The sequence below is a fragment of the Serratia sp. M24T3 genome, from assembly GCF_000257645.1.
GTDB lineage: Bacteria > Pseudomonadota > Gammaproteobacteria > Enterobacterales > Enterobacteriaceae > Rouxiella.
Genome location: NZ_AJHJ01000044.1, coordinates 13235 through 36435, shown reverse-complemented (window position 1 = coordinate 36435; position 23201 = coordinate 13235). Strand labels below are relative to the sequence as shown.

The following is a 23201-nucleotide window of genomic DNA, read 5'->3' as shown; positions in this document are numbered from 1 at the left end:
CGGCGCGACTAGTTATCTCGCCGCGCCGTTTTTTAGGACGATTAGCGAGTGCCGTAAACGACAATCGTTTTACCGTGTGCTGAAATCAGACTCTGATCTTCAAGCATTTTTAGAATTCGACCCACAGTCTCGCGTGAACAGCCGACTATCTGACCGATTTCCTGACGGGTAATCTTGATCTGCATACCATCCGGGTGAGTCATGGCATCCGGCTGTTTAGCCAGATTCAGCAGAGTTTGTGCAATGCGACCGGTCACGTCCAGGAAGGCGAGGTTACCCACTTTCTCGGAAGTTATCTGCAGTCGGCTTGCCATCTGTGCGGACAGGCGCATCAGAATATCTGGATTAACCTGGATCAGCTGGCGGAACTTCTTGTAGGAAATTTCTGCCACTTCACAGGCAGTTTTCGCCCTGACCCATGCACTACGTTCCTGACCTTCTTCGAAGAGTCCCAGCTCGCCGATAAAGTCACCTTGGTTAAGGTAGGAAAGTATCATTTCTTTGCCTTCTTCATCTTTGATCAGAACGGCAACCGAACCTTTCACGATGTAGTAAAGCGTTTCGGCTTTTTCACCTTGGTGAATCAGCGTACTTTTAGATGGATACTTATGTATATGACAATGAGACAGGAACCATTCGAGAGTAGGGTCTGTTTGTGGCTTGCCGAGAACCATTAGCTATTATCCTCTTATTATCGCTGCCCAAAATCACAGGGCTTTGAAATCCCTGTTCGGCGATTTTTTACTTCGCGCTCTTTTAGCATATGAACTGACCAGCAATGCTGCAAGCGGCAGGTGGAGTGATTTAAGCTGTAATTTGCCATTATCACCAAGGTTATCCTGTTAACACCTAAAAAACCTAGCCGCAACTTGTTGGAAAGTTTCTTTCGGCTTTGTTTGTAGCACAGGTTTGCAGACGTGTCTTGTGTTGTCTCGCTTCAGCATGACGCGGATCGAGTTACGTTGCCAGTTTCGGGGGTAAAGGGTAGTCTATTTTAAAAATTATGAGCGGAGAAATTCACATGCAGGCACGGGTAAAATGGGTTGAAGGTTTAACATTTCTGGGTGAGTCGGCCTCAGGCCATCAGATTTTAATGGATGGCAATGCGGGTGATAAATCACCAAGTCCGATGGAGATGTTGCTGATGTCGGCAGGCGGATGCAGCGCCATTGACGTGGTGTCGATTCTGCAAAAAGGGCGCAACGAGATTGTCGGCTGTGAAGTTAAACTGACCTCTGAGCGCCGTGAAGAAGCGCCGCGACTGTTCACTCACATCAATCTGCATTTTATCGTCACTGGTAAAGATTTGACCGATAAAGTGGTTGAGCGCGCGGTAACGCTGTCGGCAGAGAAATACTGTTCAGTGTCACTGATGCTGGGCAAGGCGGCGACCATTACCCACAGCTTTGAAGTGATTGACTCACAAGAGTAATCTGCGCAAGCACGACCTCCATCCCTACCACGCAAAACGCTGGCAGTGTACACGGAGTAAATCCAGAAAACGCCGCGCCGTTAAGGTTAGCGGCGTTTTTTGTGAGTATACCAAACAGTATTGCGCGTTCGGCAGACTGTCGATCGGCAGGCGGCACAGCTTGTCTTCGAGGAAAAACGGCGTTGCCATTGCATTGCCCACCACAGAAAGATAATCGGCATTTAGCATCATCATTAGCCCACTGATCAACGAATCAGTGCGGATCGGCGATTGCCCGGCATGGCAGCCATGCTCCTCCAATAGCGCTGCAAGTTGCTGGTAATAGCCCATATCGGTTTCCGGCAGCAGCCAGCTTGCCTCTTTCAACTGATTCAACGACGTGGCCTGTGCCAGCGGGTGCTGTTTACGGGCAATAATACAAAAAGGCGCGTTGAACAGCGGTTCAACCACCATATCTTCTATCGGCAGCCCCGGTCCCAGCGTGCCGATGGCGAAATCCAGACGCCCTTCACGCAGGGCAGGAAGCAGGGTTGAAAGCTGGGTTTCCTTGATGTGCAGCTTGGCCTGCGGGTATTTCGCAGCGAATTCACTGGCAAGAGCCGGGAAAATAGTCAGAGCCAGCAGTGAAGAAAATCCTACCGCCACCGAGCCCTGCGAATACTGATTAATCTGCTGGATTTCATCGGCGGCGCGCTCTAGCTCTTGCAAAATAAACTGCATTCGTTGGGAAAAGGCGCGCCCGGTTTCGGTCAGCGTCATCCCTTGAGAACCGCGCACGATCAGCTGAGTATCGAGAATTTGCTCCAGCTCGCGCAACGTGCGGCTAACCGCAGGCTGCGATTGATTCATGGCTCTTGCTGCACCACGAATGCTGCCACTTTGGATAACCTGCTGAAAAACCTTCAGCTGTTGCAGCTTCGGCAAATATTTCATCGCATACCCCTATCAGTAAAAAGCATCACCCAGTAAAAAATTACATCTTATGGCTGTGAAATAAAACTGCTAGGTTTTAAAGCAGACAGTAAATCACTGTTATAAAAACATAAAAATAAATCAAAGCAAGAGCGTTTCTCTTCTCAGGTCAGGGGTGGCTGCTGGGATATAACATTTGAGGATATCAGTTATGAAAAATCGTTCGCTAATGATTTTCTTACTGTTTTTTGGTTATGTTCTGGTTTATCTCGACAAGACAGTCATCGGTTTTGCGCTGTTGCCTATCTCTCGCGAGTTTAATTTACCGCCGCAACAGCTGGGATATATCACAGGCATGTTCTTTTTAGCTTATTCACTGTTCCAGATCCCCTCTGGCTGGCTCAACGATCGTTTTGGTTACAAGAAAGTGCTCGCCTGTTCACTGACTTTGCTCGGCGGTTTTGCTCTGTGCTTTGGCCTGCTGGGATTCGGACTAGGGCTGTTAGTCACTTTTCGTTTCTTGTCGGGAATAGGGCATTCCGGTTATCCCACCTCCTGCGCCAAGTCGGTAGTAGCCAACTTTGCTCTCGAACAACGCACCTTTGCTCAATCGATTTTGTTGTCTTCAGCCGGATTGGCTATGACTCTGGGGCCGCTGCTGGCGGTTTATTGTCTGGCACATTTTGGTTGGCGCGGCTCGTTCTCGACCCTTGGGCTGCTGGCGTTTGTGGTCGCGGCACTGATCCTGTTTCTGGTGCCATCGCCCCCAAAAAGCAGTCTGACCACAGGCTCTCACGCCTCGGCCAGCTATCTCTCTTTGTTGAAGAATCCGATAGTCCTGGTGCTGTTTCTGGCTAACTTCTGCGTCAATATTCCTGCCTATGGATTGATGGCCTGGCTGCCGAAATATCTGGTGCAACAGCGCGGTTTCTCGCTGGAGGTTTCCGGCATGATTGTCGCCATTGGCGGCCTGGGGATTTGGATCTCCTCGCTTTCTACCGGCTGGCTGGTAGGTAAATACCTGCAAGGGCGTGAGCCAAAGGTCATCTTGTATGGATCGCTGCTGAGCGGAATTTGTATCTGGCTGGTGTATGCCTCCAGCTCGATGGTGACGACTTGCCTGTTCTTGTTCCTCGGCAATATCTTTCTGATGTCGTCGTTTGTCACTACTTTTACTCTGCCAATGAAACGACTACCCACCAACGTGATGGGCGGAGCTATTGGCCTGCTGAATACCGGCGGCACGCTGGGCGGTTTTGTTGCGCCGATCGTGATGGGTTATTTGATAACGCTGACCCACGGCTATCACTCGACTTTTATCTTTCTGGCGCTGGCAATGTGGGCCTCTGGCCTGCTGATGCTGCCTTTACTTGCCAAAACCCGTCTTGCTGCGCGTGACGCAGCCTAGTTAAACGCACCCTGAGAGGAAGCCAAAATGAGCCACAATTTTGCAGCATTAGTGAGTGAAGTTAACCAGGACGTCCTGCGCTGGCGTCGACATATTTATGCCAATCCCGAGCTCTCCTTTCAGGAGGCAAAAACGGCGGATTATATTGCCGAGCAGCTGTCCGCGATGGCGGGGGTGACATTAAAACGCCTGACGCCCAATAGCGTAATCGCTGAATTGACCGGCGATAAAAATGGGCCGATCTATGCGTTGCGTGCCGATATCGACGCCTTGCCTATTCAGGAAGAGACTGACGAAGAATGGCGTTCCACCAACCCCGGCGTAATGCACGCCTGTGGTCACGATGCCCACGCCGCCATGCTGCTGGGCGCGGTGAAGGTGCTGTCACAGTGTCGTTCTTCTTTGAAAGGAACCGTGCGCTTTATCTTCCAGCACGCGGAGGAAGCGCCTCCGGGCGGTGCTCAAGAGTTGGTCAAGCTTGGCGTGCTCGACGGTGTGGACATGATCTTTGGACTGCACGTGTTGCCGAATTATCCTACCGGACAGATTGCGTTGAAAGAGGGCGTATTCAGCGGGTCGAGCGACAATTTTGACATCCTGCTCAAAGGGCGTGGCGGCCACGGCTCGATGCCGCACATGTGTATCGATCCGGTGACCATCGGCGCAGAAATGGTGACGGCAATGCAGCAGATTGTCGCGCGCAAGCTGGACCCGCTGCACGCGCCAGTGTTGACTGTTGCCGTGTTTCAGGCCGGCGAGGTGTATAACGTGATCCCTGATACCGCACGTCTGGCGGGGACGCTGCGCACTCACAGCGCTGAAGTTCGGGCCAAGGTTCCGTTGCTGGTGGAACAAACCGTCAAAGGGATTGCCTATGCCCACGGCGCAGAAGTTGAGGTGAAATGGACTAAAGGCTATGCCATCGGCAATAACCATCCTGAAGCCTGCGCCATTGCTCGCCGCGTCATTAAACAGGAAAGAGGCGCAGAGGCATTCATTGAGGTGACTTCGGCGATTTATGGCAGTGAGGATTTCTCGTCGTATCAGGAAAAAATTCCAGGCTGCTTCGTGTTTATCGGCAGCGGTAACGAGAGCAAAGGGGCGACTCACGGTGTGCATCATCCGCGATTTAAACTGGATGAAGATGCTCTGGCTATCGGCGTTCAGCTGCACGTTGGATTTATTCGCCAACTGCTGATGGCCGAATAACTTGATTTCTGCGCCGCGCTTTTAACACGATTAACGCGGCGCAGAATAGGCTTATTCGATCTTCTTGCCTTCCATCAGCCGTTGCACCAGCGGCCCCATGATCAGCTCCATTGCCAAACCCATTTTCCCGCCAGGTACCACCAACGTGTTGATATGCGAGATAAAAGATCCCTGCAACATTGCCAGCAGGTAAGGGAAGTCAATCTGGTCCAATCCCTGAAAATGAATGACCACAAAACTTTCATCCAGTGAAGGAATGGCCTTGGCGGCAAACGGGTTAGAGGTGTCGATGGTCGGCACGCGCTGGAAGTTAATGTGAGTACGCGAAAACTGAGGAGTAATGTAGTTGATATAGTCGTCCATTGAACGGACCACCGAGTCCATTACCGCCTCGCGAGAATGGCCGCGTTCACCGGTATCGCGCACCAGTTTTTGTATCCACTCGAGGTTGACGATGGGCACCACGCCAACCAGCAGGTCGACATGTTTGGCGACATCCACCTGATTAGTCACGACTCCGCCATGTAACCCCTCGTAGAACAAAATATCCGTGGGTTCGGGCAGCGCTTGCCACGGCGTAAAGGTGCCGGGAACCTGGTTGTAAGGCACGGCTTCATCATAAGTATGCAAATATTTGCGCGAACGGCCGGTGCCGGTTTTACCGTATTCAATAAAACTCTGCTCCAGCAGCGTGAAATCGTTGGCTTCCGGGCCAAAATAGCTGATATGACGACCGAGATCGCGAGCCTTGCGGATCGCGGCATCCATTTCTGGACGAGTAAAGTGGTGAAAGCTGTCACCTTCAAGCTGGGCAGCGTGCAGGCCCTGCTGCTGGAATATCTTGCGGAAAGCCAGGCTGGTGGTCGTGGTTCCTGCGCCGCTTGAGCCGGTCACGGCTATAACTGGATGTTTAGCTGACATGGTAATCCCTTCATCTTTCAAATTGCAGTCAACGCATCTGCACCAGGAATCTATTGGGGAAGGCTAATACGCATAATTAAGCTTATTGTTACCATATCTATGCGCTAATTTATAGGGTGTCGGCAGGGAAGATTTTTAGCCATTTGAGCGAAAGTGATGCCTAAAAAGCAACATAGTGACGACTTTTTGATGCTTTAATCTCATCGCTAATTCTCTACACTGGGCTTCATACCCTTGTCGATTTCGTGCAATGCTTTTGGAGAATTTGCTGATGATTATGCCTTCCTCTCGCTGGTGGTGGGATTTATCCACGCTGGAATTTAGCCAGCTAGACATGGAAAATGTGGTGGTGATCCTGCCGATTGGCGCGGTCGAACAGCACGGGCCTCATCTTCCAGTGCGGGTGGATGCGGCAATTAACGCGGGGATTGTCGCCCGAGCGGTCGAACTTCTCCCTGACAACCAGCCTGCGCTGGTACTGCCCGCCTTGCCGATTGGCAAATCTGACGAGCATCTGGAATACCCCGGCACGCTAACGCTACCTTGCGAGGTGCTGGCTAAAGTATGGTTTGAAGTGGCGAAAAGTGCCTGGCGAGCCGGTGCGCGCAAAATTATTTTCTGGAATTCCCACGGCGGTCAACCGCAGCTGATGGAAATTGTTTGCCGTCAATTGCGCGTTGAGCTGGGCATGTTTGCCGTCGGCGCAACGTGGTCCCGCACCATCGATAGCAGTGATTTGTATAGCAGTAACGAGCTGGAATTCGGTATCCACGGTGGCGAAGCGGAAACCAGCGTGATGCTGCACCTGCATCCTGATTTGGTGGCGATGGACAAGGCTGAAAACTTTGTCTCGGCGGCACAGGCGCTGGCAGAGCAGGGGGGGATTCTCACGCCTGAAGGCGGTGTCGGCTTTGGCTGGCAGGCGCAGGATCTGCATCCCGCGGGCGTCACCGGTAATGCAGCCGCAGCCGACGCAGAACGCGGAAAACAGCAGGTTGAACGCGCTGCTCTGGCATTGGTAGCGTTGGTTGGTGAAGTCGCCCGCTATCCGCTAAGCAACGTCACTCAGTCCACGCGATTTAATGCAAAATAGAAAGAAATTGGCACGTTAACCGGCTTCCGACATCATCCCTTTTACCGTTTCCGCCAGCACGCTGCCAATCGCGCTGGTGCCTCGGTCGTGCCCAATCAGCATCAGGCGCTGGGTTTGCTGCGCCAGTTCTCTGACCGGAATATAGATAAGCCTGCCCGCGCGCTGGTCAAACTCGATGTCGAACGGCGTCAGGAAAGTCAGCCCCTGATCGACCATTGCCGCGTGGCGCATCACTTCAATCGAGTTGGTTTCAATCACCGGCTGGACAGTGACCAGCGCTTTGGCAAACACGTCGTTCAGATATGGGCGAATCACCGTGCTTTTGTCGGCGATAATGATCGGATAGGCAATGCAGTCGCTGATGCGCAGGCTGGTTTTATCTGCCAGCGGATGCCCCGGAGCTACTACCGCGCCCAGTCGCCCGCTAACGCTAGAAATAATTCGCAGCGTTGGCGGCAAGTCGAAATCGAATCCCAGTCCCAAATCCGCCTCGCCTGATTCCACAGCGGCCATAATATCGTCGCCGTCAGTCAACTGACGCAAGATCAGTTTTACTCGTGGATTAGCCCGGCGAAATTCGCTGGCCATGCGCGGGATGAGATTCGCTGCCAGCCCGCTCATCATCGCGATCGTCACTTCACCGCGCCGCAGTCCCTTTAATTCTTCAATTTTAACCTGCGCCCATTCCAGCTCTTTAAAACTCTGGCGGACGTGATGGATCAAAACCTCTCCGGCGGCGGTGAGCACCATTTTTCTCGGCAGTCGCTGAAACAGCGGCGTGCCCAGTTCGTCCTCCAGCGCCAAAATCTGCCGGTTAATCGCCGAGGCAGAAATATGCAGCCGGGCCGCAGCCTTACGAATGGAGCCAGCACGGGCGACCTGATCGAGATACATCAACAACCGGTGTTGCAGCATGAATGATCTCCGCAAAGACAAATGACGCTATTTTCAGCAAGCGTTGCTTAAAAGGCATCGCTGAGTACGAAAAACTGTGCTTTTAAGGTAACGAAATTCTAGGCATAACTGAAGGCCTAATCTTGGGGGGAGTAAAGCTTATGTCTGGTATTTCGCGCCGTAAATTTGCCACAGGTCTGGCAAGCATGATGTTGATTCCATTCGCTGCACCGCTGTTTTCCCGTCGTGCGTTTGCGGCTGGCGACGAAGTGAAAATTGCTCTGATTTTGCCTGGTTCCGTGGCTGACGGTGGCTGGAACCAGCTAGCCTATCAAGGTTTGCAAACGCTGAAATCTCAAGGCTTCAAAGTTGCCTTTAGCGAAAGCGTACCGCAGGCGCAGATGGATCAGGTGACTCGTGGCTATGCCGATGACGGATACAACCTGATTATTGGCCACAGCTTTGAGTACGGTTCCGAGTTCGAACAGGTTGGGCCGCAGTATCCAGACACCTATTTCTTTGCCACGACTTTCAAGCCTTCCGAAAAAGCGCCGGATAACACCGAGTTTATGAATCTGGCCTATATGAATGCGGCCTATGGCGCTGGTGCGCTGGCAGCAATAATTTCCGAAAAAGGCAAAGCGGTCGGCTATGTCGGCGGCGGTGATAATCCTAGCCAAAACGGCATGATGCACGCTTTTATTGCCGGAGCCGAAAAAACGCGCCCGGGAATTACCGGTTTTGGCATTGTTACCGGCGATTATAACAACGCTGCCAAAGGTCGCGAGGCCGCCAGCACCATGATAGGCAACGGGGCCGACGTTATCTGGCACACCGCAGATGTGACCGGTTTAGGTGCGATTCAGGGCGCGGCAGCGGCAAAAGTCAAAGCCATGGGCTGTTATGCCGATCAGAAAAGCATCGCCCCAGAATTCATTGCCACCAGTTTTGAAACCAACTTGCCTTGGGTGATTGAACAGGTCGCACACAGTGTCAAAGACAAAAAGTTCCTCGGCGGCCAGGAGTTTCGCCCGCCGGTCTCAAAAGGCTGGTTACCCATTTACGGCGACAGTGCTTACAACAGCAAACTGATTACTGCCGACCAGTGGGCAAAGTTCCAGGATATCTGGACCCAACTCTCGGAAGGCAAAATCGACGTACAGTCCCTGGTTAAAGCCTGAGTTAATGCGAGATGAGGAATTGTGTCGATGATTGAGCTGAAAGGCATCACCAAAAGATTCGGTAAAATCACCGCCAATCACCACGTCAACATGTCGATCGGCGAGGGTGAAATTGTCGCGTTATTGGGTGAAAACGGCGCGGGTAAAAGTACCCTGATGCAGATCCTCTACGGCATGTATCAGGCTGATGAAGGGGAAATTTGGGTCGGCGGGCAAAAAGTCAGTATTCGCGATCCGGGGGATGCCATTGCTCTGGGTATCGGCATGGTTCATCAGGAATTTATGCTGGTACAGCCGATGACAGTGGTTGAAAACGTGATCCTCGGCCTGAAAGAAAATCGCAGCGGCTATCTTGACTTGCACGCCGCCGCAAAACGTTTACAGCAGATTTCTGACCGCCACGGACTGGCGGTTGATCCTTGGGCGAGAGTCGAACACCTGCCCATTGGCGTGCAGCAACGGGTCGAAATCCTCAAGCTGCTTTATCGCAACGCCAAAGTCCTAATCCTTGACGAACCCACGGCGGTGCTGACGCCGCGCGAAAAAGACGGTCTGTTCGCCACGTTGACTTCTCTGAAGCAAGAAGGGCGTTCAATCGTTATTGTGACCCATAAACTCTATGAAATCATGGCAGTGGCTGACAGCGTCTCGGTAATGCGCAGCGGCAGAATGGTCGAGAGCGTAGCGGTAGAAGACACCTCTGAAACTGATTTGGCGCGTCGCATGGTGGGGCGCGACGTGTTGCTGCGAGTCGAAAAACCAGTACAGCAGCCCGGCGCCGAGGTGTTGAATATTGACAACATCGCCATGCGCGACGAAGCCGGAAACCAGAAAATCTGGCGCGTAGCGCTGAAGGTTCGCGCAGGAGAAATTTTAGGTATTGCGGGCGTCGACGGCAACGGTCAGTCCGAGCTGGCGGAGGCATTACTTAATCTGCGGCCAATCGAAGCGGGCAGAATTCTTTTGGGCGGTAAAGATATTTCCGGACTGTCTCCGGCACAGCGACGCGCTGCGGGCATGGGCTTTATTCCTGCCGACCGGCGGGGGGTTGGGTCAGTGACCGGCATGTCAATCGCCGATAACGCGATTCTCGGCGCTCAGCATCAGCACACCGTTGCCCGTGGATGGTTCCTCAGTCCGCAAGCGATAGCCGACAAAGCCAGGGCGATCGTCCAACACTTCAACGTGATTGCCCCCGACGTAGAGTTTGAAGCAGGAAAACTTTCCGGCGGTAATTTGCAGAAACTCATTCTTGGACGTGAAGTCATGCGCAAGCCGCGCGTATTGGTGGTGGAGCAGCCAACGCGCGGGCTGGACGTCGGTGCAGTCGAGGCGGTGTGGCAGGGGCTGCTCGAAGCACGTCAACAGGGTTGCGCCATTGTGATGATTTCTGCGGAGCTGGAAGAAATAATGAATTTATCCGACAACATTGCGGTGATGTACGCGGGGCAAATCGCCGGGGTGTTGAGTGCGGCTGAAGCCACGCTGGAGCAAATCGGCGACCTGATGGCCGGTGGCAAACTGGAGCGGGAGGCGTCATGAAATCTTTGCTCGAGAAACGTGTTGTTCCGGCCGACTCTTCGCTGGCCTCTGGCGGCATCACCGTGTTGGCGCTGCTGCTGGCGTTTATCATTGCCGGTGTGCTGTTTATTCCCTTCGGCGCCAACCCTTTTACTGCCTTTATCGAGCTGTTCAGCGAGGCGTTTGGATCGCTACGCGGTTTTGGCCAGACACTGGTGCAGGCCATACCATTAATCCTGATTGCTCAGGCAACCATCGTTATCTGGCGATCGGGCATGGGCTATATCGGTTTCGAAGGGTGCTTCACCATCGGTGCCGCTGCAGCTTCCTGGGTCGCGCTGGGCGGAACGCCGCAGGGAATGTGGATCATGTTGCCGCTCTGGGCTTTCTGGCCAATCGTGCTGGTAGTTGCTTTTATGGCCGGGGCGTTATGGGCCGGAATCGTCGGCATTATGCGCGTGCGCTTTGGCGGTAACGATGTGCTGATTTCACTGATGGCCAACTATGTGGCGGCGTTTCTGGTGCAGTATCTGGTCTCCGGTCCAATGCGCGCAGTAGGCGATTTACCGCAAACGCCGCTGCTGCCGATGCAAAGCTGGCTGCCGTTTATCATGCACGGTTCGCGGGCGCACATGGGGTTGCTCATCGCGCTGATTTGCTCGCTGCTGGTCTGGGTGCTTATCCGTAAAACGCCAATCGGTTATGAAATGATTGTCAGCGGAATGAATGCCAAAGCGGCGCGCTATGGCGGAATCAATGTTATTCGTCGCCAGATGCTGGCCGTGTTTTTGGGCGGCGGTATGGCAGCGCTGGCCGGACTTTGCATGGTTCTCGGTGTGCAGCATCGGTTGATGGACGGTTTATCGGGCGGTGTGGGGTTTGTCGGCGTCATTGTTGCACTGCTGGCGCGGCTCAATCCGCTGGTGGTGATCCCTACAGCTATTCTCTATGGCGGTTTACAGGTTGGCGGCAGCGCAATGCAGCGCGAAAGTGGTTTGCCGACCTCGGTGATCTTTATTCTTGAAAGCCTGGTGGTGCTGCTGATTTTAGCCGGCGATATCCTGCGCTATTACCGCCTGCGTTGGCCGGGGCGGGGGCGTCCATCCGTGGCTGAAGCTGCTTCGGAGACTCAATCATGAACCTGTGGTCACATCTTGATGCCGCATTTTTCATTACCTGGCTGGCGGCCGCGGTTCGTCTTGCCGGACCCGTGCTGCTGGCGTCGCTGGGCGAGATTTATGCCGAGCGTTCCGGCGTGCTCAATATTGGCCTTGAAGGCACGCTGCTGATGGGCGCGCTGTCGAGTTATCTGGTATCGATTTACTCCGGTTCAGCCGTGTTGGGCTTTTTTGCCGGTGGTGTGGGCGGACTGGTGGTCAGCCTGCTGCTGTCCTTCTTCTACTTGCGGGCATTGGCCAGCCAGGTCGTGGTCGGCATGGTGTTTAACATCCTTGCAGGCGGGCTGGCGACCTACATCTACAGCCTGGTGATTGGCGACAAAATGTCGCCGACGGTAGATATGTTTAACGCGTTGCCTGTGCCTTTGCTGCAAAAAATTCCCTATATCGGACCCATTTTCTTTAACCAGCCGTGGCCGCTGTACCTCACGCTCGGGCTGGTGGTACTTGCCCAATGGGTGCTGTTTCATACCCGTTTCGGACTTTCGCTGCGCGCTGTGGGCGAAAACCCTAAAGCTGCGCACGCCGCCGGGCTTAACGTACAAAGGATCCGCACCTACGGGGTGATGCTTTCCTGTCTGGGCGGCGGTCTGGCAGGCGGATATCTGGTCACTGCGCAAATCGGGCTGTTTCGCGACAACATTGTCAGCGGGCAAGGGTTTATCGCACTGGCGATCGTGATTTTTGGTCGCTGGAGTCCGCTAAAAGCGCTGTTTGCCGCCTTTATTTTTGGTGCTGCCGACGCATTACAGCTGTCGTTGCAGTTGTTTAATAACATCCTCCCGGCGCAGGTACTGCTTGCGCTGCCGTATCTGTTAACCATTCTGGCGATGTCTGGAGTGATAGGAAAAACGGTACAGCCGGGCGCTTTGACGCAGCCATACTGCAAGGATTAGCAGTGGACCTCCCACTGTCTGGAAATTTTGGAGATAGCTATGACCACGATTTTTCGCGCTACCGACGCTCTGTCCGCTCCGGCTTTTCGTATCAGCCCAACGGACACCAACTATTTTGCCATCCTGTTCGACAAAGAGCAGGACCAGATCGACCACATCTTTGTGATCGAGATTTTCAAGGTTGGCGGAGCGACGCCGCCGAATGAGCACGCTCACGCACACGAATTTTTCTACGTGCTGGAAGGTCAGGGCGTGGCTGTCTGTGGTGGCAAAGAGTTGCCGTTAAGCAAAGGCAAAGCTCTGCTCCTGAATCCCGGCAACGAACACGTGATCCGCAATACCGGCAGCAGCAAACTGTATACCCTGACGGTGATGACGCCGAATGAAGGCTTTGCCGAGCTTATCCGCAGCGGAGAGCCGGTGGAGCTGGATGAAGAGGACTTGCGCGTTCTGAGTGGGGTGAATGGGAGTCCGGCGGTATGAGTCAACGATCCGAGAGTCTGATAGCACTCGGCTCCAGCCCGCGCAATGCCTGGCATGTATCGGCTCAAGAAGTCGATTTGGTGCGTGACTGTGTGCCACCGCAGCTCGCCACGTTGCACGACGGTGAGCGGCGTATTCAGCTCGACTTGAATCGCACGGCATTGATTGTCATCGATATGCAAAATGACTTTTGCCATCCCGAAGGCTGGCTGGGCCATATTGGCGTTGATGTCACTCCGGCCCGAGCGCCGATTGCGCCGTTGCAGCGGCTGTTGCCCGAAGCGCGTCAGGCCGAGATGCCGATAGTGTGGCTTAACTGGGGCAATCGGCCAGACCGGCTCAATCTGAGTCCGGCGGTGCTGCACGTTTATAAACCCAACGGTACAGGTGTAGGTTTGGGCGATCCGCTGCCGATATCTGGCGAACCGGTGCTGGAATCCGGTAGTTGGGCAGCCGCAGTGGTGGATGAGTTGGCCCCGTTGCCGGGCGATATTCGAGTCAATAAATACCGGATGTCGGGATTTCAGGATACTGAGCTGGACAGCATTCTGCGCAATCTGAATGTCACAACGTTGCTGTTTGCCGGAGTCAATGCCGATCAGTGCGTGCTTTGCACCTTGCAGGACGCCAATTTTCACGGCTACGACTGTTTGCTGTTGCAAGACTGCTGCGCCACCACGTCGCCAAAGTATTGTATGGACGCCACGCTGTATAACGTTCGCCAATGTTTTGGCTTTGTTTCCGATTCAGAGCAATTGATTAGCCAACTACTCTGAAATTGTCCGACAGAGGAAAGTATTGATGGGATACATTTTGGCAGACGGCTGGGTGGTCACCATGAACCCTCGGCGCGAGGTGCTGGAAGAAGCCAGCATTTTAATCGAGGGAGACATGATTGCCGCTATTGGCACGCGCCAGCAGCTAGTCGCCAGCAACCCGGAATGCGAAGTAATCGACTGCCGCGAGGCGATTATTATTCCCGGCATGGTCAACACCCACACTCATCTGTTCCAGACGTTATTGAAAGGTTTGGGTGATGACATGGTGCTGAAAAAATGGTTTACCTGCATGACCGGGCCGAGCGCGGTTGAGTTGACTGAAGAAGATGTTTCGGCGGCGGCAATGCACGGCTGTGTGGAATCGCTGCGCTCCGGCGTGACTTCACTGGTTGACTTTATGTATGCCCATCCGCGGCCGGGATTAACGGCCAAAGTGCTGGAAGCTTTTCATGCCACCGGCATTCGCGGTCACGTGTGTCGCGGATTTCTTACCACCGGCGAAGAGCACGGCATTCCTTCCCGACTGATTGAAACGCCGGAACAGGCGTTGGCTGACGCCAAGAGGCTGATTTATCAGTACAACCGCCCGGACAGCCGGGTCAAAGTAGGGATTGCGCCGAGCATGATCTGGGCGCTGGACGAAAAAGTATTACGCGGCACCCGCGAGCTGGCCAACGAAACCGGCGCGCTGGTCACCATCCACGTTGCGGAAACCGATTTTGAGATTTCGCAATCGCAGCGGCGTTTTCAGAGCACCGATACCGAGTTCCTCAGCGAAATAGGCTTTCTTGGCTCTGATGTGCTCGCCGTTCACTGCGTGCAATGCAGCCGCCGTGATATCCGCGCGCTGAAACATTATGACGTTCGCGTGTCGCACAATCCGTGCAGCAATATGTATCTGGCCTCAGGTGTAGCGCCGATCCCCGAGATGCTGGCGGCGGGTATCACCGTGGGATTAGGGTCCGACGGGCCAGCCAGCAGCAATAATCACAGCCTGTTTCAGGCGATGAAAATGGCTGCACTGGTGCAGAAAGGCGTGCATCGCGATCCGACGATTATGACTGCTGAAAAAGTGCTGGAGATGGCAACTATCGATGGCGCACGAGCTATTGGCCTCGACCATCTGATTGGTTCGATTGAGGTGGGGAAAAAGGCCGATATTGTAGTAGTTGGCACTGATCATCCGGCAATGACTCCGGTACATTATCCGGTTTCTTCGTTGGTCTATTCGGCATTGGGTCATGAGGTGACAGACGTGTTTGTTGATGGCGAACCGCTGTTGCGCGAAGGCAAGTTTACCCGAGTCAATGAGCGCGAAGTATTGCTGCGCTCAAAACTGGCGGCCAACAGCCTTGCCGAACGTGCAGGAAGCGATCGCTTTAAACGCCGGCCGTGGCGGGCCAGCACGTTTTAAATCCTCAGAGATCCTGCGATTTCCCCTCACGCGAACTGTCAGCAGCGGCGGAGTTGTTTGAGCCACCGCTCAATAAAACAGGGGATAAGCTTAGTAATCTGGCCTTTCAATTTCTTCTTCACCGGCGCGGAATTGGCCACGCGGCATGATGTTCAGCGTTTCGTGCAGTTCAGACCAGACCAATACCACGTCGCCACTTTTCAACTGGCGGCGCACGTCCTCAACTTTTTGCTCGAGCGTTCGTTCCTGCTCGCCGTAATCGGTGCCTTCACGCAGCACAAAACCTTCAATCACGCTGTCCAGCGTTTCTGGCGGTAACTCTTTCCAGGGAATAATCATTGTGTTTCTTTTCTCAATCTAAGGTTTGGGCGACAGCCGGGCAGCAATCCAGTCGGGAATACGCTGTTCAAGCCACATCACCGGGTTTAACCAATTGCCCGTCACGAAGCCAACGTGTCCGCCGTGTTCGGTGAGCTGGTATTCTACCTCAGGCGGCAGATCTTGCGCGTTGGGGATCACCGCATCGGTCATAAACGGGTCGTCTTTGGCATGAATAATCAACAGCGGGATCTTGACCCTCGGCAGCAGCGGCATACCGCTACAGCGTCGGTAATAGTCTATCGCGTTTTGGAAACCGTGAGCTTTCGAGGTGATCGCGTCGTCGAATTCGCGAATACGGCGCATTGATTTCAATTGCTCCAACGTCACCGGCAGCGTGCCGGGATATTTTATCAGCTTGCGGCGAGCGTTGGCCTTGAGCTGGTCGAGCAGGTAGCGCTGATAGATTCGTGAACTTCCCTGCTCCAGTCGATAAGCACAGGGTTCAAGCATCAACGGCGCCGAGACAATCACCGCGGCCTGAAGCCGACAGTTTTCGCCCTCTTGCCCGAGATAGCAGGCCAGCATATTGCCGCCCAGCGAAAAACCGACTGCCGAAGTTGGCGCATCGCCGTAGGTTTCACTCAGCCAGCCAAGGAAATAGCGCGCGTCTTCAGTTTCACCGGAATGATAAATGCGCTTTAAACGGTTAGGTTCGCCGCTACAGCCGCGAAAATGCATCACCACGCCGAGTCCGCCTTTGTTCTTCCAGGCCTCTAAAAGACCGTGGGCGTAAGGGCTGGTAAAACTGCCTTCGAGGCCGTGAAACAGTACCATGCGCGGTTTGTGTTTGGCTGCTTCCGGGTCTTCACTCCAGGCCAGGTCGATAAAATCACCGTCGGGTAAATCCAGCCTTTGCCAAACCGGCTTAAGCTTTACGTGCCGTCGGACCAGTCGTGGTAACAGGGTTTGCAGATGCGGATTGCTAGCACCGCGCAGGGGATGAAAATTTTCAGCCATTTTGCGATAAAAAATCTCATGAAGGATGCTTGTACTACCAATACCACACTGATAGCTTCTCAGCTAATTACACAATAGTTTAGGGCCAGGAGCACCTGTTTAAATGGAACTTAGTTTATTTCTTTCGATGCTGGGATTTTTGTGGGTCGCTGCGATTACGCCCGGCCCGAATAATATGTTGTTAACTACCTCAGGGGCGAATTTCGGTTTTATGCGCTCACTGTGGCTGATGCTGGGGATCATGCTTGGCATGCAGAGTATCGTGCTGCTGGTGGCGTTTGGCGTAGGCGGGTTGATCCTGCTGTATCCCGCGCTGCACACTATTCTCAAGGTGCTGGGGAGTTTGTATCTGCTGTGGCTGGCGTGGAAAATTGCCACTTCGGCCTATGAAACGCTGGAAACGGATGCGAAGCAGGTCAGGCCTATTCGCCTCTATCAGGGTTGGCTGTTGCAGTTTCTGAATCCGAAAGCCTGGCTGATGGGGCTGGGCGCGGTGGCCAGTTTTAGCCTTGCCGGTGCGCAGTATAACCATTCGGTTGCAGCAATAAGCCTGGGCGTGTTTATCGTCAACCTGGTCTCAGGAGTCATCTGGCTTGGCTTTGGCACCGTGATTGGCCGACTGTTAAGCAGCCGTCGCGCCTGGTACACCTTTAATATTGCCATGGGATTGCTGACCGCCGCCTGCGTGCTGCTGATCTGGAGATAACCAAGATCGGAAGATAATCCTCTGATTCTCTGAATGTAAAAAAGGCGGCCATCCTGCGGGGTGGCCGTTTTTTTAACGTCTATAAACCTCTCGATAATATCTTTATATTCCTTTTGGTTATTACAGGTAATTTTTAATTACTTTAAATGACATCTCACCTCGGCTAAAAATTCCCCTAAGCCAAAAAAAACAGCAATTAACTTCTTATAACTCTTAATCATCTTTGGAGCATTCACCGATGGCAAAACGTTTTCTTTTACGCAGCGCGGCCCTGCTGCTTTCAATGTCGGTTCTCAGTGCCTATGCGGTGGATGTTACCGTGGCTTACCAGACTTCGGCTGAACCAGCGAAAATTGCTCAGGCGGAAAACACCTTTGCCAAAGAATCTGGTGCGAAAGTTGATTGGCGAAAATTTGATAGCGGCTCCAGCGTGTTGCGCGCATTGGCCTCGGGTGACGTGCAAATCGGCAATATCGGTTCCAGCCCACTGGCCGTAGCGGCAAGCCAGAAATTACCTGTCGAAGCCTTTTTACTGGCTTCCGAGTTAGGCAGCTCCGAAGCGTTTGTGGTGAAAAACAGCATTAAAACCCCTCATGATCTGATCGGTAAGCGTATTGCGGTGCCGTTTATTTCCACGACCCATTACAGCCTGCTGGCGGCTCTCAAACACTGGAATATCGATCCGAAGAAAGTGACCATCGTGAACCTGCAACCGCCCGCCATTGCTGCCGCCTGGGCGCGGGGGGATATCGACGGTGCCTACGTTTGGGCGCCAGCGGTGAACGAGCTGGAGAAAACCGGCAAGGTGCTGACCGATTCCTCACAGGTTGGCAAATGGGGTTCACCAACGCTGGACGTCTGGGTGGTGCGTAAAGACTTCGCGCAGGCGCATCCGGAAGTGGTTACCGCCTTTGCCCGCGCCGCGCTGGCTGCGCAGAAATCTTATCTGCAAAACCCGGATCAATGGCTGAAAGATACGTCGAACCTGAATACGTTGTCCCGTTTGAGCGGCGTGCCGGATGACCAAATCGCGGCGCTGGTCAAAGGTAACCGTTATCTGCCAGTGAATGAACAGGTGACTCAGCTGGGACAGCCCGTTGAGAAAGCGATTAAAGATACAGCCAGCTTCCTGAAAGAGCAGGGCAAGGTGGATCAGGTAGATGCCGACTACAGCAGCTATGTGACCGACCAGTTTGTCAAAGCCGTAGAAGCAAGTCCGCAATCTTAAGGAGAACGCCATGCTACAGGTTTCTCGACTGTCTGCCGAATATCAGGGTAATCCGGTATTGCACGACATCTCGTTGCAGATTGACGCCGGACAACTGGTGGTGGTGCTAGGTCCTTCCGGATGCGGTAAAACCACTTTGCTTAACTTGATTGCCGGATTTACAACGCCGAGCGGTGGCTCTATCAGCCTTGATGGTTCGCTGGTCGAAGGTCCGGGAGCCGAACGCGGGGTAGTGTTTCAGCATGAGGGCCTGCTGCCGTGGCGTGATGTGCTCGGCAACGTTGAATTTGGTTTACAGCTGGCAGGCATTGAGAAACGTCAGCGTCGACAAACGGCGGAGCGCATGCTCGCCAGGGTGGGGCTGTCGGGTTATGAAAATCATAAACTATGGCAGCTCTCTGGAGGGATGCGCCAGCGTGTTGGGATTGCCCGCGCTCTGGCGGCGGATCCCCGTCTGCTGCTGCTCGACGAGCCTTTTGGGGCGCTGGATGCTTTTACCCGCGAACAAATGCAAGAGCTGCTGCTGACTATCTGGCGCGATACCGGCAAGCAGATTTTCCTGATCACTCATGACATCGAGGAGGCCATTTTTCTCGCCAGCGAACTGTTGCTGCTTTCTCCAGGACCGGGACGAGTGCTGGAACGCATCCCTCTGGAATTCGGCAAACGCTACGCTGACGGCGAATCTTGCCGCAGCATAAAGTCCGATCCTGAATTTATCCGCCAGCGTGAGTATGTGCTGGGTCAGGTATTTGAACATCGTGGAGGTCTGCTGTGAGTGCAGAACCGGTAGTAAAAGCTCCGACACGCGAGAGATCTGCTGCAAAAGGCTGGAGCCTCCCGCGCAACGTCCGTCTGAGTATCGGAACGCTGGTGACTTTGCTGGTCATCTGGTGGGCGGTTACGGCGTTGAAGCTGATTCCGCCGCTGTTTCTTCCTGCGCCGCAGCAGGTGTTGCATCAGTTAATCACAATCGCCAGCCCGCAGGGGTTTATGGATGCCACGCTGTGGCAGCATCTTGCAGCCAGCCTGACGCGTATCATCATTGCACTATTCGCCGCCGTGGTGATTGGCGTGCCAGTCGGTATTGCTATGGGACTGAATGAAACGCTGCGCGGCATTCTGGACCCGCTGATCGAGCTTTATCGCCCAGTGCCGCCGCTGGCCTATTTGCCGTTGATGGTGATCTGGTTCGGCATTGGCGAAACGTCGAAAATTCTGCTGATTTACCTGGCGATTTTCGCTCCGGTGGCGATGTCCACATTAGCCGGTGTGCGCAGTGCCTCTAAAGTCCGCATTCGCGCGGCACAGGCGCTGGGAGCCAGCCGTTGGCAGGTTTTGCGCTTCGTGATTTTACCTGGCGCGTTGCCGGAAATTTTAACCGGTGTGCGCATTGGCTTGGGCGTGGGCTGGTCAACGCTGGTCGCTGCCGAGCTTATCGCCGCTACACGTGGTTTAGGATTTATGGTTCAGTCAGCCGGTGAGTTTCTGGCAACTGATGTGGTCATCGCCGGGATCAGCGTCATCGCGCTGATTGCCTGTGCGCTCGAATTGGGCCTGCGCTATCTGCAACGCAAACTCACCCCCTGGCACGGAGAACAACAATGAACGAACGTCTGAAAATTACTCCTCTTGGCCCGCACATTGGCGCGCTGGTGGAGGATGTTTCGCTTAACCATCCGCTATCCGACGCACAGTTTGAGCAGCTTTATCATGCGTTGCTGAAATACCAGGTGCTGTTTGCCCGTAACCAGCCGATTACTCCGGTTGAACAGCGCGCGCTGGCTGCACGCTTTGGCGATCTGCACATTCACCCGGTGTATCCCCGGACGCCGGAGGCAGAGGAAATCATTATTTTTGATACCAACGACAATAATCCTCCGGACAACGACAACTGGCACACCGACGTGACCTTTATCGAGACGCCGCCGCTGGGTGCGATCCTGGCGGCAAAACAGCTGCCTTCTACCGGTGGCGATACCCTGTGGGCCAGCGGCATTGCGGCTTATGAGGCGCTGTCCGAACCTTTCCGCAAGCTGTTGGCCGGTTTGCAGGCCGAGCATGATTTCACCAAATCGTTCCAGGAATGGAAATATCGGAAAACGCCGCAAGAGCATGAACAGTGGCTGAAAGCCAGGGAAAAGAACCCACCGTTGCTGCATCCGGTGATCCGCACCTATCCAGTATCGGGCAAGCAGGCGCTGTTTGTGAATGAGGGATTTACGACGCGGATTGTTGGACTGGAAGAGAAAGAAAGCGCGGCCATTCTTGATTTCCTGTTCCGACATATCACCAGGCCGGAGTTTCAGGTGCGCTGGCGCTGGCAGGAAAATGATATCGCTATCTGGGATAACCGCGTTACTCAGCATTATGCCAATGCGGACTATTTGCCGCAGCGCCGCATTATGCACCGCGCTACCATTCTGGGAGACAAGCCCTATTTCCGGGCTTGATGATTGTCAGAGGATTGAAAACAGGCCGCCGATGCCAAGGTGGCCTTTTTGTTGCCGAGGGGTATCGGATAGAGCCGGGTCCGGTAGCGTGATACCGGATACGCGCTTGATCAGGCGTTAAATTCCTGCGCCAGCTGCTCAAGCTGTTCCTGAGCGTCGAGCCAGTTCATTTCTACCTCTTCCAGCTCGCCCTTCACCTTGATCTGCTGTTGCAGGCAGGCGGTCAAATCGGCTTTGCGGCTGCTGTCGTAAATAGCGGAATCTGCGAGCTTCTCTTCCACACTGGCTAATTCGTTGCTCAGCTTTTCCATCTGCTTTTCCCAGGTCGCGATTTGCTTGCGCAGCGGCTGAGTCTGGTTACGGAAATCGGCTTCACGACGTTTCTGATCTTTACGCGACTGGGCGCTGTTAACGCCCGCATCTTTCTCGGGCGCGTCCTGCTGGCTTTCCTGACGTTGAATATCTACCAGCCATTGCTGGTAATCGTCGAGGTCGCCGTCAAACTGTTCCACCTTGCCGCCGTGAACCAGATACAGATCGTCGGTAGTCGAGCGCAATAAGTGGCGGTCATGCGAAACCACTACCATGGCGCCTTCGAAGTCGATCAGCGCCTCGGTCAACGCCTGCCGCATGTCGAGATCCAAATGGTTGGTCGGTTCATCGAGCAGCAGCAGGTTAGGGCGCTGCCAAACGATTAACGCCAGCACCAGACGGGCTTTTTCGCCGCCGGAGAAACGCTCGGTTTTTTCAGTAACCTTATCGCCCTGGAAGCCGAAACCGCCGAGATAATCGCGTAGCTGCTGTTCGGTTTGCCTGTCGGCCAGACGCACCAGATGCTGCAACGGTGAATCTTCAGCACGCAAAAATTCGAGCTGATGCTGGGCAAAGTATCCAAGCTTAACGCCCTTCGACAGCCCGACGTCACCTTTCAACGGTGGCATGGTTCCGGCCAGCAGTTTAATCAGTGTCGATTTACCTGCGCCGTTGCGACCTAGCAGCCCGATGCGCGAGCCGGGAACCAGGTTCAGCTTGATCGAGTCGAGGATCACATTGTCGTCGTAACCTGCGCTGACTTTTTCCATGCGCAGCAGTGGGTCGGGCAGACTTTCCGGCGAGCGGAAACTAAACTGGAAAGGATTGTCGACGTGAGCCGGGGCAATCAGCTCCATGCGTTCCAGCATTTTGATACGGCTCTGCGCCTGCTTGGCCTTGGTGGCCTGTGCGCGGAAACGGTCGATGTAGCTTTGCAGGTGCGAAACTTTCTCCTGCTGGTGTTCAAACAGTGACTGCTGCTGTGCCAGTTTGGTGGCGCGCTGGCGTTCAAACGATGAATAGTTACCGGTGTATTCATTCAGCGTTTGCTGTTCGATATGCATGATCTTGTCGACAATCGGATCGAGGAAATCACGGTCGTGGGAAATCAGCACCAGTGTACCGTCATAGTTCTTCAGCCATTTCTCCAACCAGATCACCGCGTCCAAATCCAAGTGGTTGGTGGGTTCATCGAGCAGCAGCAAATCAGAGCGCAGGATCAAGGCCTGTGCCAGATTCAGGCGCATGCGCCAGCCGCCGGAGAAAGATTTTACCGGCTGTTGCAGCTGATTTTGGGTGAATCCTAAACCGCTGAGCAGGCTGGCGGCGCGGGCAGGAATGGTCCAGGCCTGAATGGCATCAAGTTTGCCGTGCAAGGTAGCGATGGCATGGCCGTCGTCGCGTTCATTGGCGTCGTGCAATTCAGATTCAAGCTGCCGAAATTCGCGGTCACCGTCGATAACATACTCAATAGCGGGCACGTCAAGGGCAGGAGTTTCCTGATTAACCCAGGCCAGCGCCCAGTTTGATGGAAACGTCAGGTTGCCCGCATCGGCGCTCATTTCGTTTTTCAACAGGGAAATCAGTGTCGATTTGCCGCAGCCGTTCTTACCTACCAATCCGACTTTCTGGCCCGGATTAATAGTGGCAGATGCATTGTCAAGCAGGACATTGGTGCCACGCCTGATTTGTAACGATGAGAAAACTATCATAAAGCGCCGTGTAGTTGAGAGTATGTTAAATTGATTGTCATTATTCTAAGTTAAACAAGACGTGTGAAACGTCCCATTTGGTATTTGCGGAGCATGGTAGCTGAAAAATTGCACCCTGACGACGCTTTGGA

23 protein-coding genes are annotated in these 23201 nt (G+C 53.9%); 16 read left to right on the top strand and 7 right to left on the bottom strand.

All coding sequences use genetic code 11. From position 1 onward, the window contains the following. Window positions 1-41: 41 nt before the first annotated feature. Complete coding sequence (gene crp, locus SPM24T3_RS21790; RefSeq protein WP_009638999.1) at window positions 42-674, bottom strand: cAMP-activated global transcriptional regulator CRP; 633 nt, start codon at window positions 672-674, stop codon at window positions 42-44. A 347-nt stretch (window positions 675-1021) separates the two neighbouring features. On the opposite strand from crp, the gene SPM24T3_RS21785 reads away from it, so the two are divergent. Further along, the gene (locus SPM24T3_RS21785) at window positions 1022-1432 is read left to right on the top strand and encodes an OsmC family protein (RefSeq protein WP_009638998.1); all 411 of its coding nucleotides are present in this window, start codon (window positions 1022-1024) and stop codon (window positions 1430-1432) included. A gap of 24 nt (window positions 1433-1456) precedes the next feature. Here SPM24T3_RS21785 and SPM24T3_RS21780 read toward each other — a convergent pair whose 3' ends face one another. Beyond that, entirely contained in the window at window positions 1457-2365 is a 909-nt protein-coding gene (locus SPM24T3_RS21780; protein ID WP_009638997.1) for a LysR substrate-binding domain-containing protein, read from the bottom strand. A gap of 190 nt (window positions 2366-2555) precedes the next feature. Between SPM24T3_RS21780 and SPM24T3_RS21775 the strand changes: the two genes are divergently transcribed. Continuing rightward, window positions 2556-3752, top strand: coding sequence for an MFS transporter (locus SPM24T3_RS21775; RefSeq protein WP_009638996.1), 1197 nt, complete (start codon window positions 2556-2558; stop codon window positions 3750-3752). Between the two features lie 27 nt (window positions 3753-3779). Beyond that, window positions 3780-4961 (top strand): amidohydrolase, encoded by a 1182-nt coding sequence (locus SPM24T3_RS21770; RefSeq protein WP_009638995.1) that lies wholly within the window; start codon window positions 3780-3782, stop codon window positions 4959-4961. A 51-nt stretch (window positions 4962-5012) separates the two neighbouring features. Here SPM24T3_RS21770 and SPM24T3_RS21765 read toward each other — a convergent pair whose 3' ends face one another. Further along, window positions 5013-5882 (bottom strand): phosphoribulokinase, encoded by an 870-nt coding sequence (locus SPM24T3_RS21765; protein ID WP_009638994.1) that lies wholly within the window; start codon window positions 5880-5882, stop codon window positions 5013-5015. Window positions 5883-6132: 250 nt separating this feature from the next. On the opposite strand from SPM24T3_RS21765, the gene SPM24T3_RS21760 reads away from it, so the two are divergent. Next, the gene (locus SPM24T3_RS21760; protein ID WP_237713130.1) at window positions 6133-6975 is read left to right on the top strand and encodes a creatininase family protein; all 843 of its coding nucleotides are present in this window, start codon (window positions 6133-6135) and stop codon (window positions 6973-6975) included. 15 nt (window positions 6976-6990) lie between these two features. Here the strand turns inward: SPM24T3_RS21760 and SPM24T3_RS21755 are convergent, their stop codons facing one another. Then, window positions 6991-7890, bottom strand: a complete 900-nt coding sequence (locus SPM24T3_RS21755) for a LysR family transcriptional regulator (RefSeq protein ID WP_009638992.1) — start codon at window positions 7888-7890, stop codon at window positions 6991-6993. A gap of 140 nt (window positions 7891-8030) precedes the next feature. Here SPM24T3_RS21755 and SPM24T3_RS21750 point away from each other — a divergent pair, with 140 nt between their 5' ends. Genes SPM24T3_RS21750 through SPM24T3_RS21720 form a run of 7 tightly spaced genes read left to right on the top strand, consistent with a single transcriptional unit; the run spans window position 8031 to window position 15321 of the window. Then, window positions 8031-9050, top strand: coding sequence for a BMP family protein (locus SPM24T3_RS21750; protein WP_009638991.1), 1020 nt, complete (start codon window positions 8031-8033; stop codon window positions 9048-9050). Between the two features lie 27 nt (window positions 9051-9077). Further along, window positions 9078-10592 carry an ABC transporter ATP-binding protein gene (locus SPM24T3_RS21745; RefSeq protein ID WP_009638990.1) on the top strand — a complete coding sequence of 505 codons (1515 nt, stop codon included), beginning with the start codon at window positions 9078-9080 and terminating at the stop codon, window positions 10590-10592. Beyond that, window positions 10589-11710 (top strand): ABC transporter permease, encoded by a 1122-nt coding sequence (locus tag SPM24T3_RS21740; protein WP_009638989.1) that lies wholly within the window; start codon window positions 10589-10591, stop codon window positions 11708-11710. Before SPM24T3_RS21745 ends, SPM24T3_RS21740 begins: the two co-directional genes overlap by 4 nt. Then, a complete protein-coding gene (locus tag SPM24T3_RS21735; RefSeq protein ID WP_009638988.1) occupies window positions 11707-12645 on the top strand; it encodes an ABC transporter permease in 939 nt (312 codons plus the stop codon). Before SPM24T3_RS21740 ends, SPM24T3_RS21735 begins: the two co-directional genes overlap by 4 nt. A gap of 39 nt (window positions 12646-12684) precedes the next feature. Beyond that, window positions 12685-13128, top strand: a complete 444-nt coding sequence (locus SPM24T3_RS21730; protein ID WP_009638987.1) for a cupin domain-containing protein — start codon at window positions 12685-12687, stop codon at window positions 13126-13128. Continuing rightward, entirely contained in the window at window positions 13125-13904 is a 780-nt protein-coding gene (locus tag SPM24T3_RS21725; RefSeq protein WP_009638986.1) for a cysteine hydrolase family protein, read from the top strand. Before SPM24T3_RS21730 ends, SPM24T3_RS21725 begins: the two co-directional genes overlap by 4 nt. Before the next feature lie 25 nt (window positions 13905-13929). Next, window positions 13930-15321, top strand: coding sequence for an amidohydrolase family protein (locus SPM24T3_RS21720; protein WP_009638985.1), 1392 nt, complete (start codon window positions 13930-13932; stop codon window positions 15319-15321). 90 nt (window positions 15322-15411) lie between these two features. Here the strand turns inward: SPM24T3_RS21720 and SPM24T3_RS21715 are convergent, their stop codons facing one another. Next, window positions 15412-15660 (bottom strand): YheU family protein, encoded by a 249-nt coding sequence (locus SPM24T3_RS21715; RefSeq protein ID WP_009638984.1) that lies wholly within the window; start codon window positions 15658-15660, stop codon window positions 15412-15414. 18 nt (window positions 15661-15678) lie between these two features. Next, window positions 15679-16659, bottom strand: coding sequence for a hydrolase (locus tag SPM24T3_RS21710; RefSeq protein WP_009638983.1), 981 nt, complete (start codon window positions 16657-16659; stop codon window positions 15679-15681). 103 nt (window positions 16660-16762) lie between these two features. On the opposite strand from SPM24T3_RS21710, the gene SPM24T3_RS21705 reads away from it, so the two are divergent. The 5 genes from SPM24T3_RS21705 to tauD all read left to right on the top strand — a co-directional run bounded on the left by SPM24T3_RS21705 (window position 16763) and on the right by tauD (window position 21046). After that, window positions 16763-17365: a LysE family translocator gene (locus SPM24T3_RS21705; RefSeq protein WP_009638982.1), complete on the top strand. Its 603-nt coding sequence runs from the start codon at window positions 16763-16765 to the stop codon at window positions 17363-17365. A 238-nt stretch (window positions 17366-17603) separates the two neighbouring features. Then, window positions 17604-18593: a taurine ABC transporter substrate-binding protein gene (gene tauA, locus SPM24T3_RS21700; RefSeq protein ID WP_009638981.1), complete on the top strand. Its 990-nt coding sequence runs from the start codon at window positions 17604-17606 to the stop codon at window positions 18591-18593. Window positions 18594-18603: 10 nt separating this feature from the next. Then, window positions 18604-19371, top strand: a complete 768-nt coding sequence (gene tauB / locus SPM24T3_RS21695) for a taurine ABC transporter ATP-binding subunit (protein ID WP_009638980.1) — start codon at window positions 18604-18606, stop codon at window positions 19369-19371. Beyond that, window positions 19368-20201 carry a taurine ABC transporter permease TauC gene (tauC, locus tag SPM24T3_RS21690; RefSeq protein ID WP_009638979.1) on the top strand — a complete coding sequence of 278 codons (834 nt, stop codon included), beginning with the start codon at window positions 19368-19370 and terminating at the stop codon, window positions 20199-20201. The genes tauB and tauC overlap by 4 nt, the downstream gene beginning before the upstream one ends. Continuing rightward, on the top strand, window positions 20198-21046 hold the full coding sequence (gene tauD, locus SPM24T3_RS21685) for a taurine dioxygenase (protein ID WP_009638978.1): 849 nt from the start codon (window positions 20198-20200) through the stop codon (window positions 21044-21046). Before tauC ends, tauD begins: the two co-directional genes overlap by 4 nt. Before the next feature lie 110 nt (window positions 21047-21156). Here the strand turns inward: tauD and SPM24T3_RS21680 are convergent, their stop codons facing one another. Next, the gene (locus SPM24T3_RS21680; RefSeq protein ID WP_009638977.1) at window positions 21157-23070 is read right to left on the bottom strand and encodes an ABC transporter ATP-binding protein; all 1914 of its coding nucleotides are present in this window, start codon (window positions 23068-23070) and stop codon (window positions 21157-21159) included. Window positions 23071-23201 lie beyond the last annotated feature (131 nt).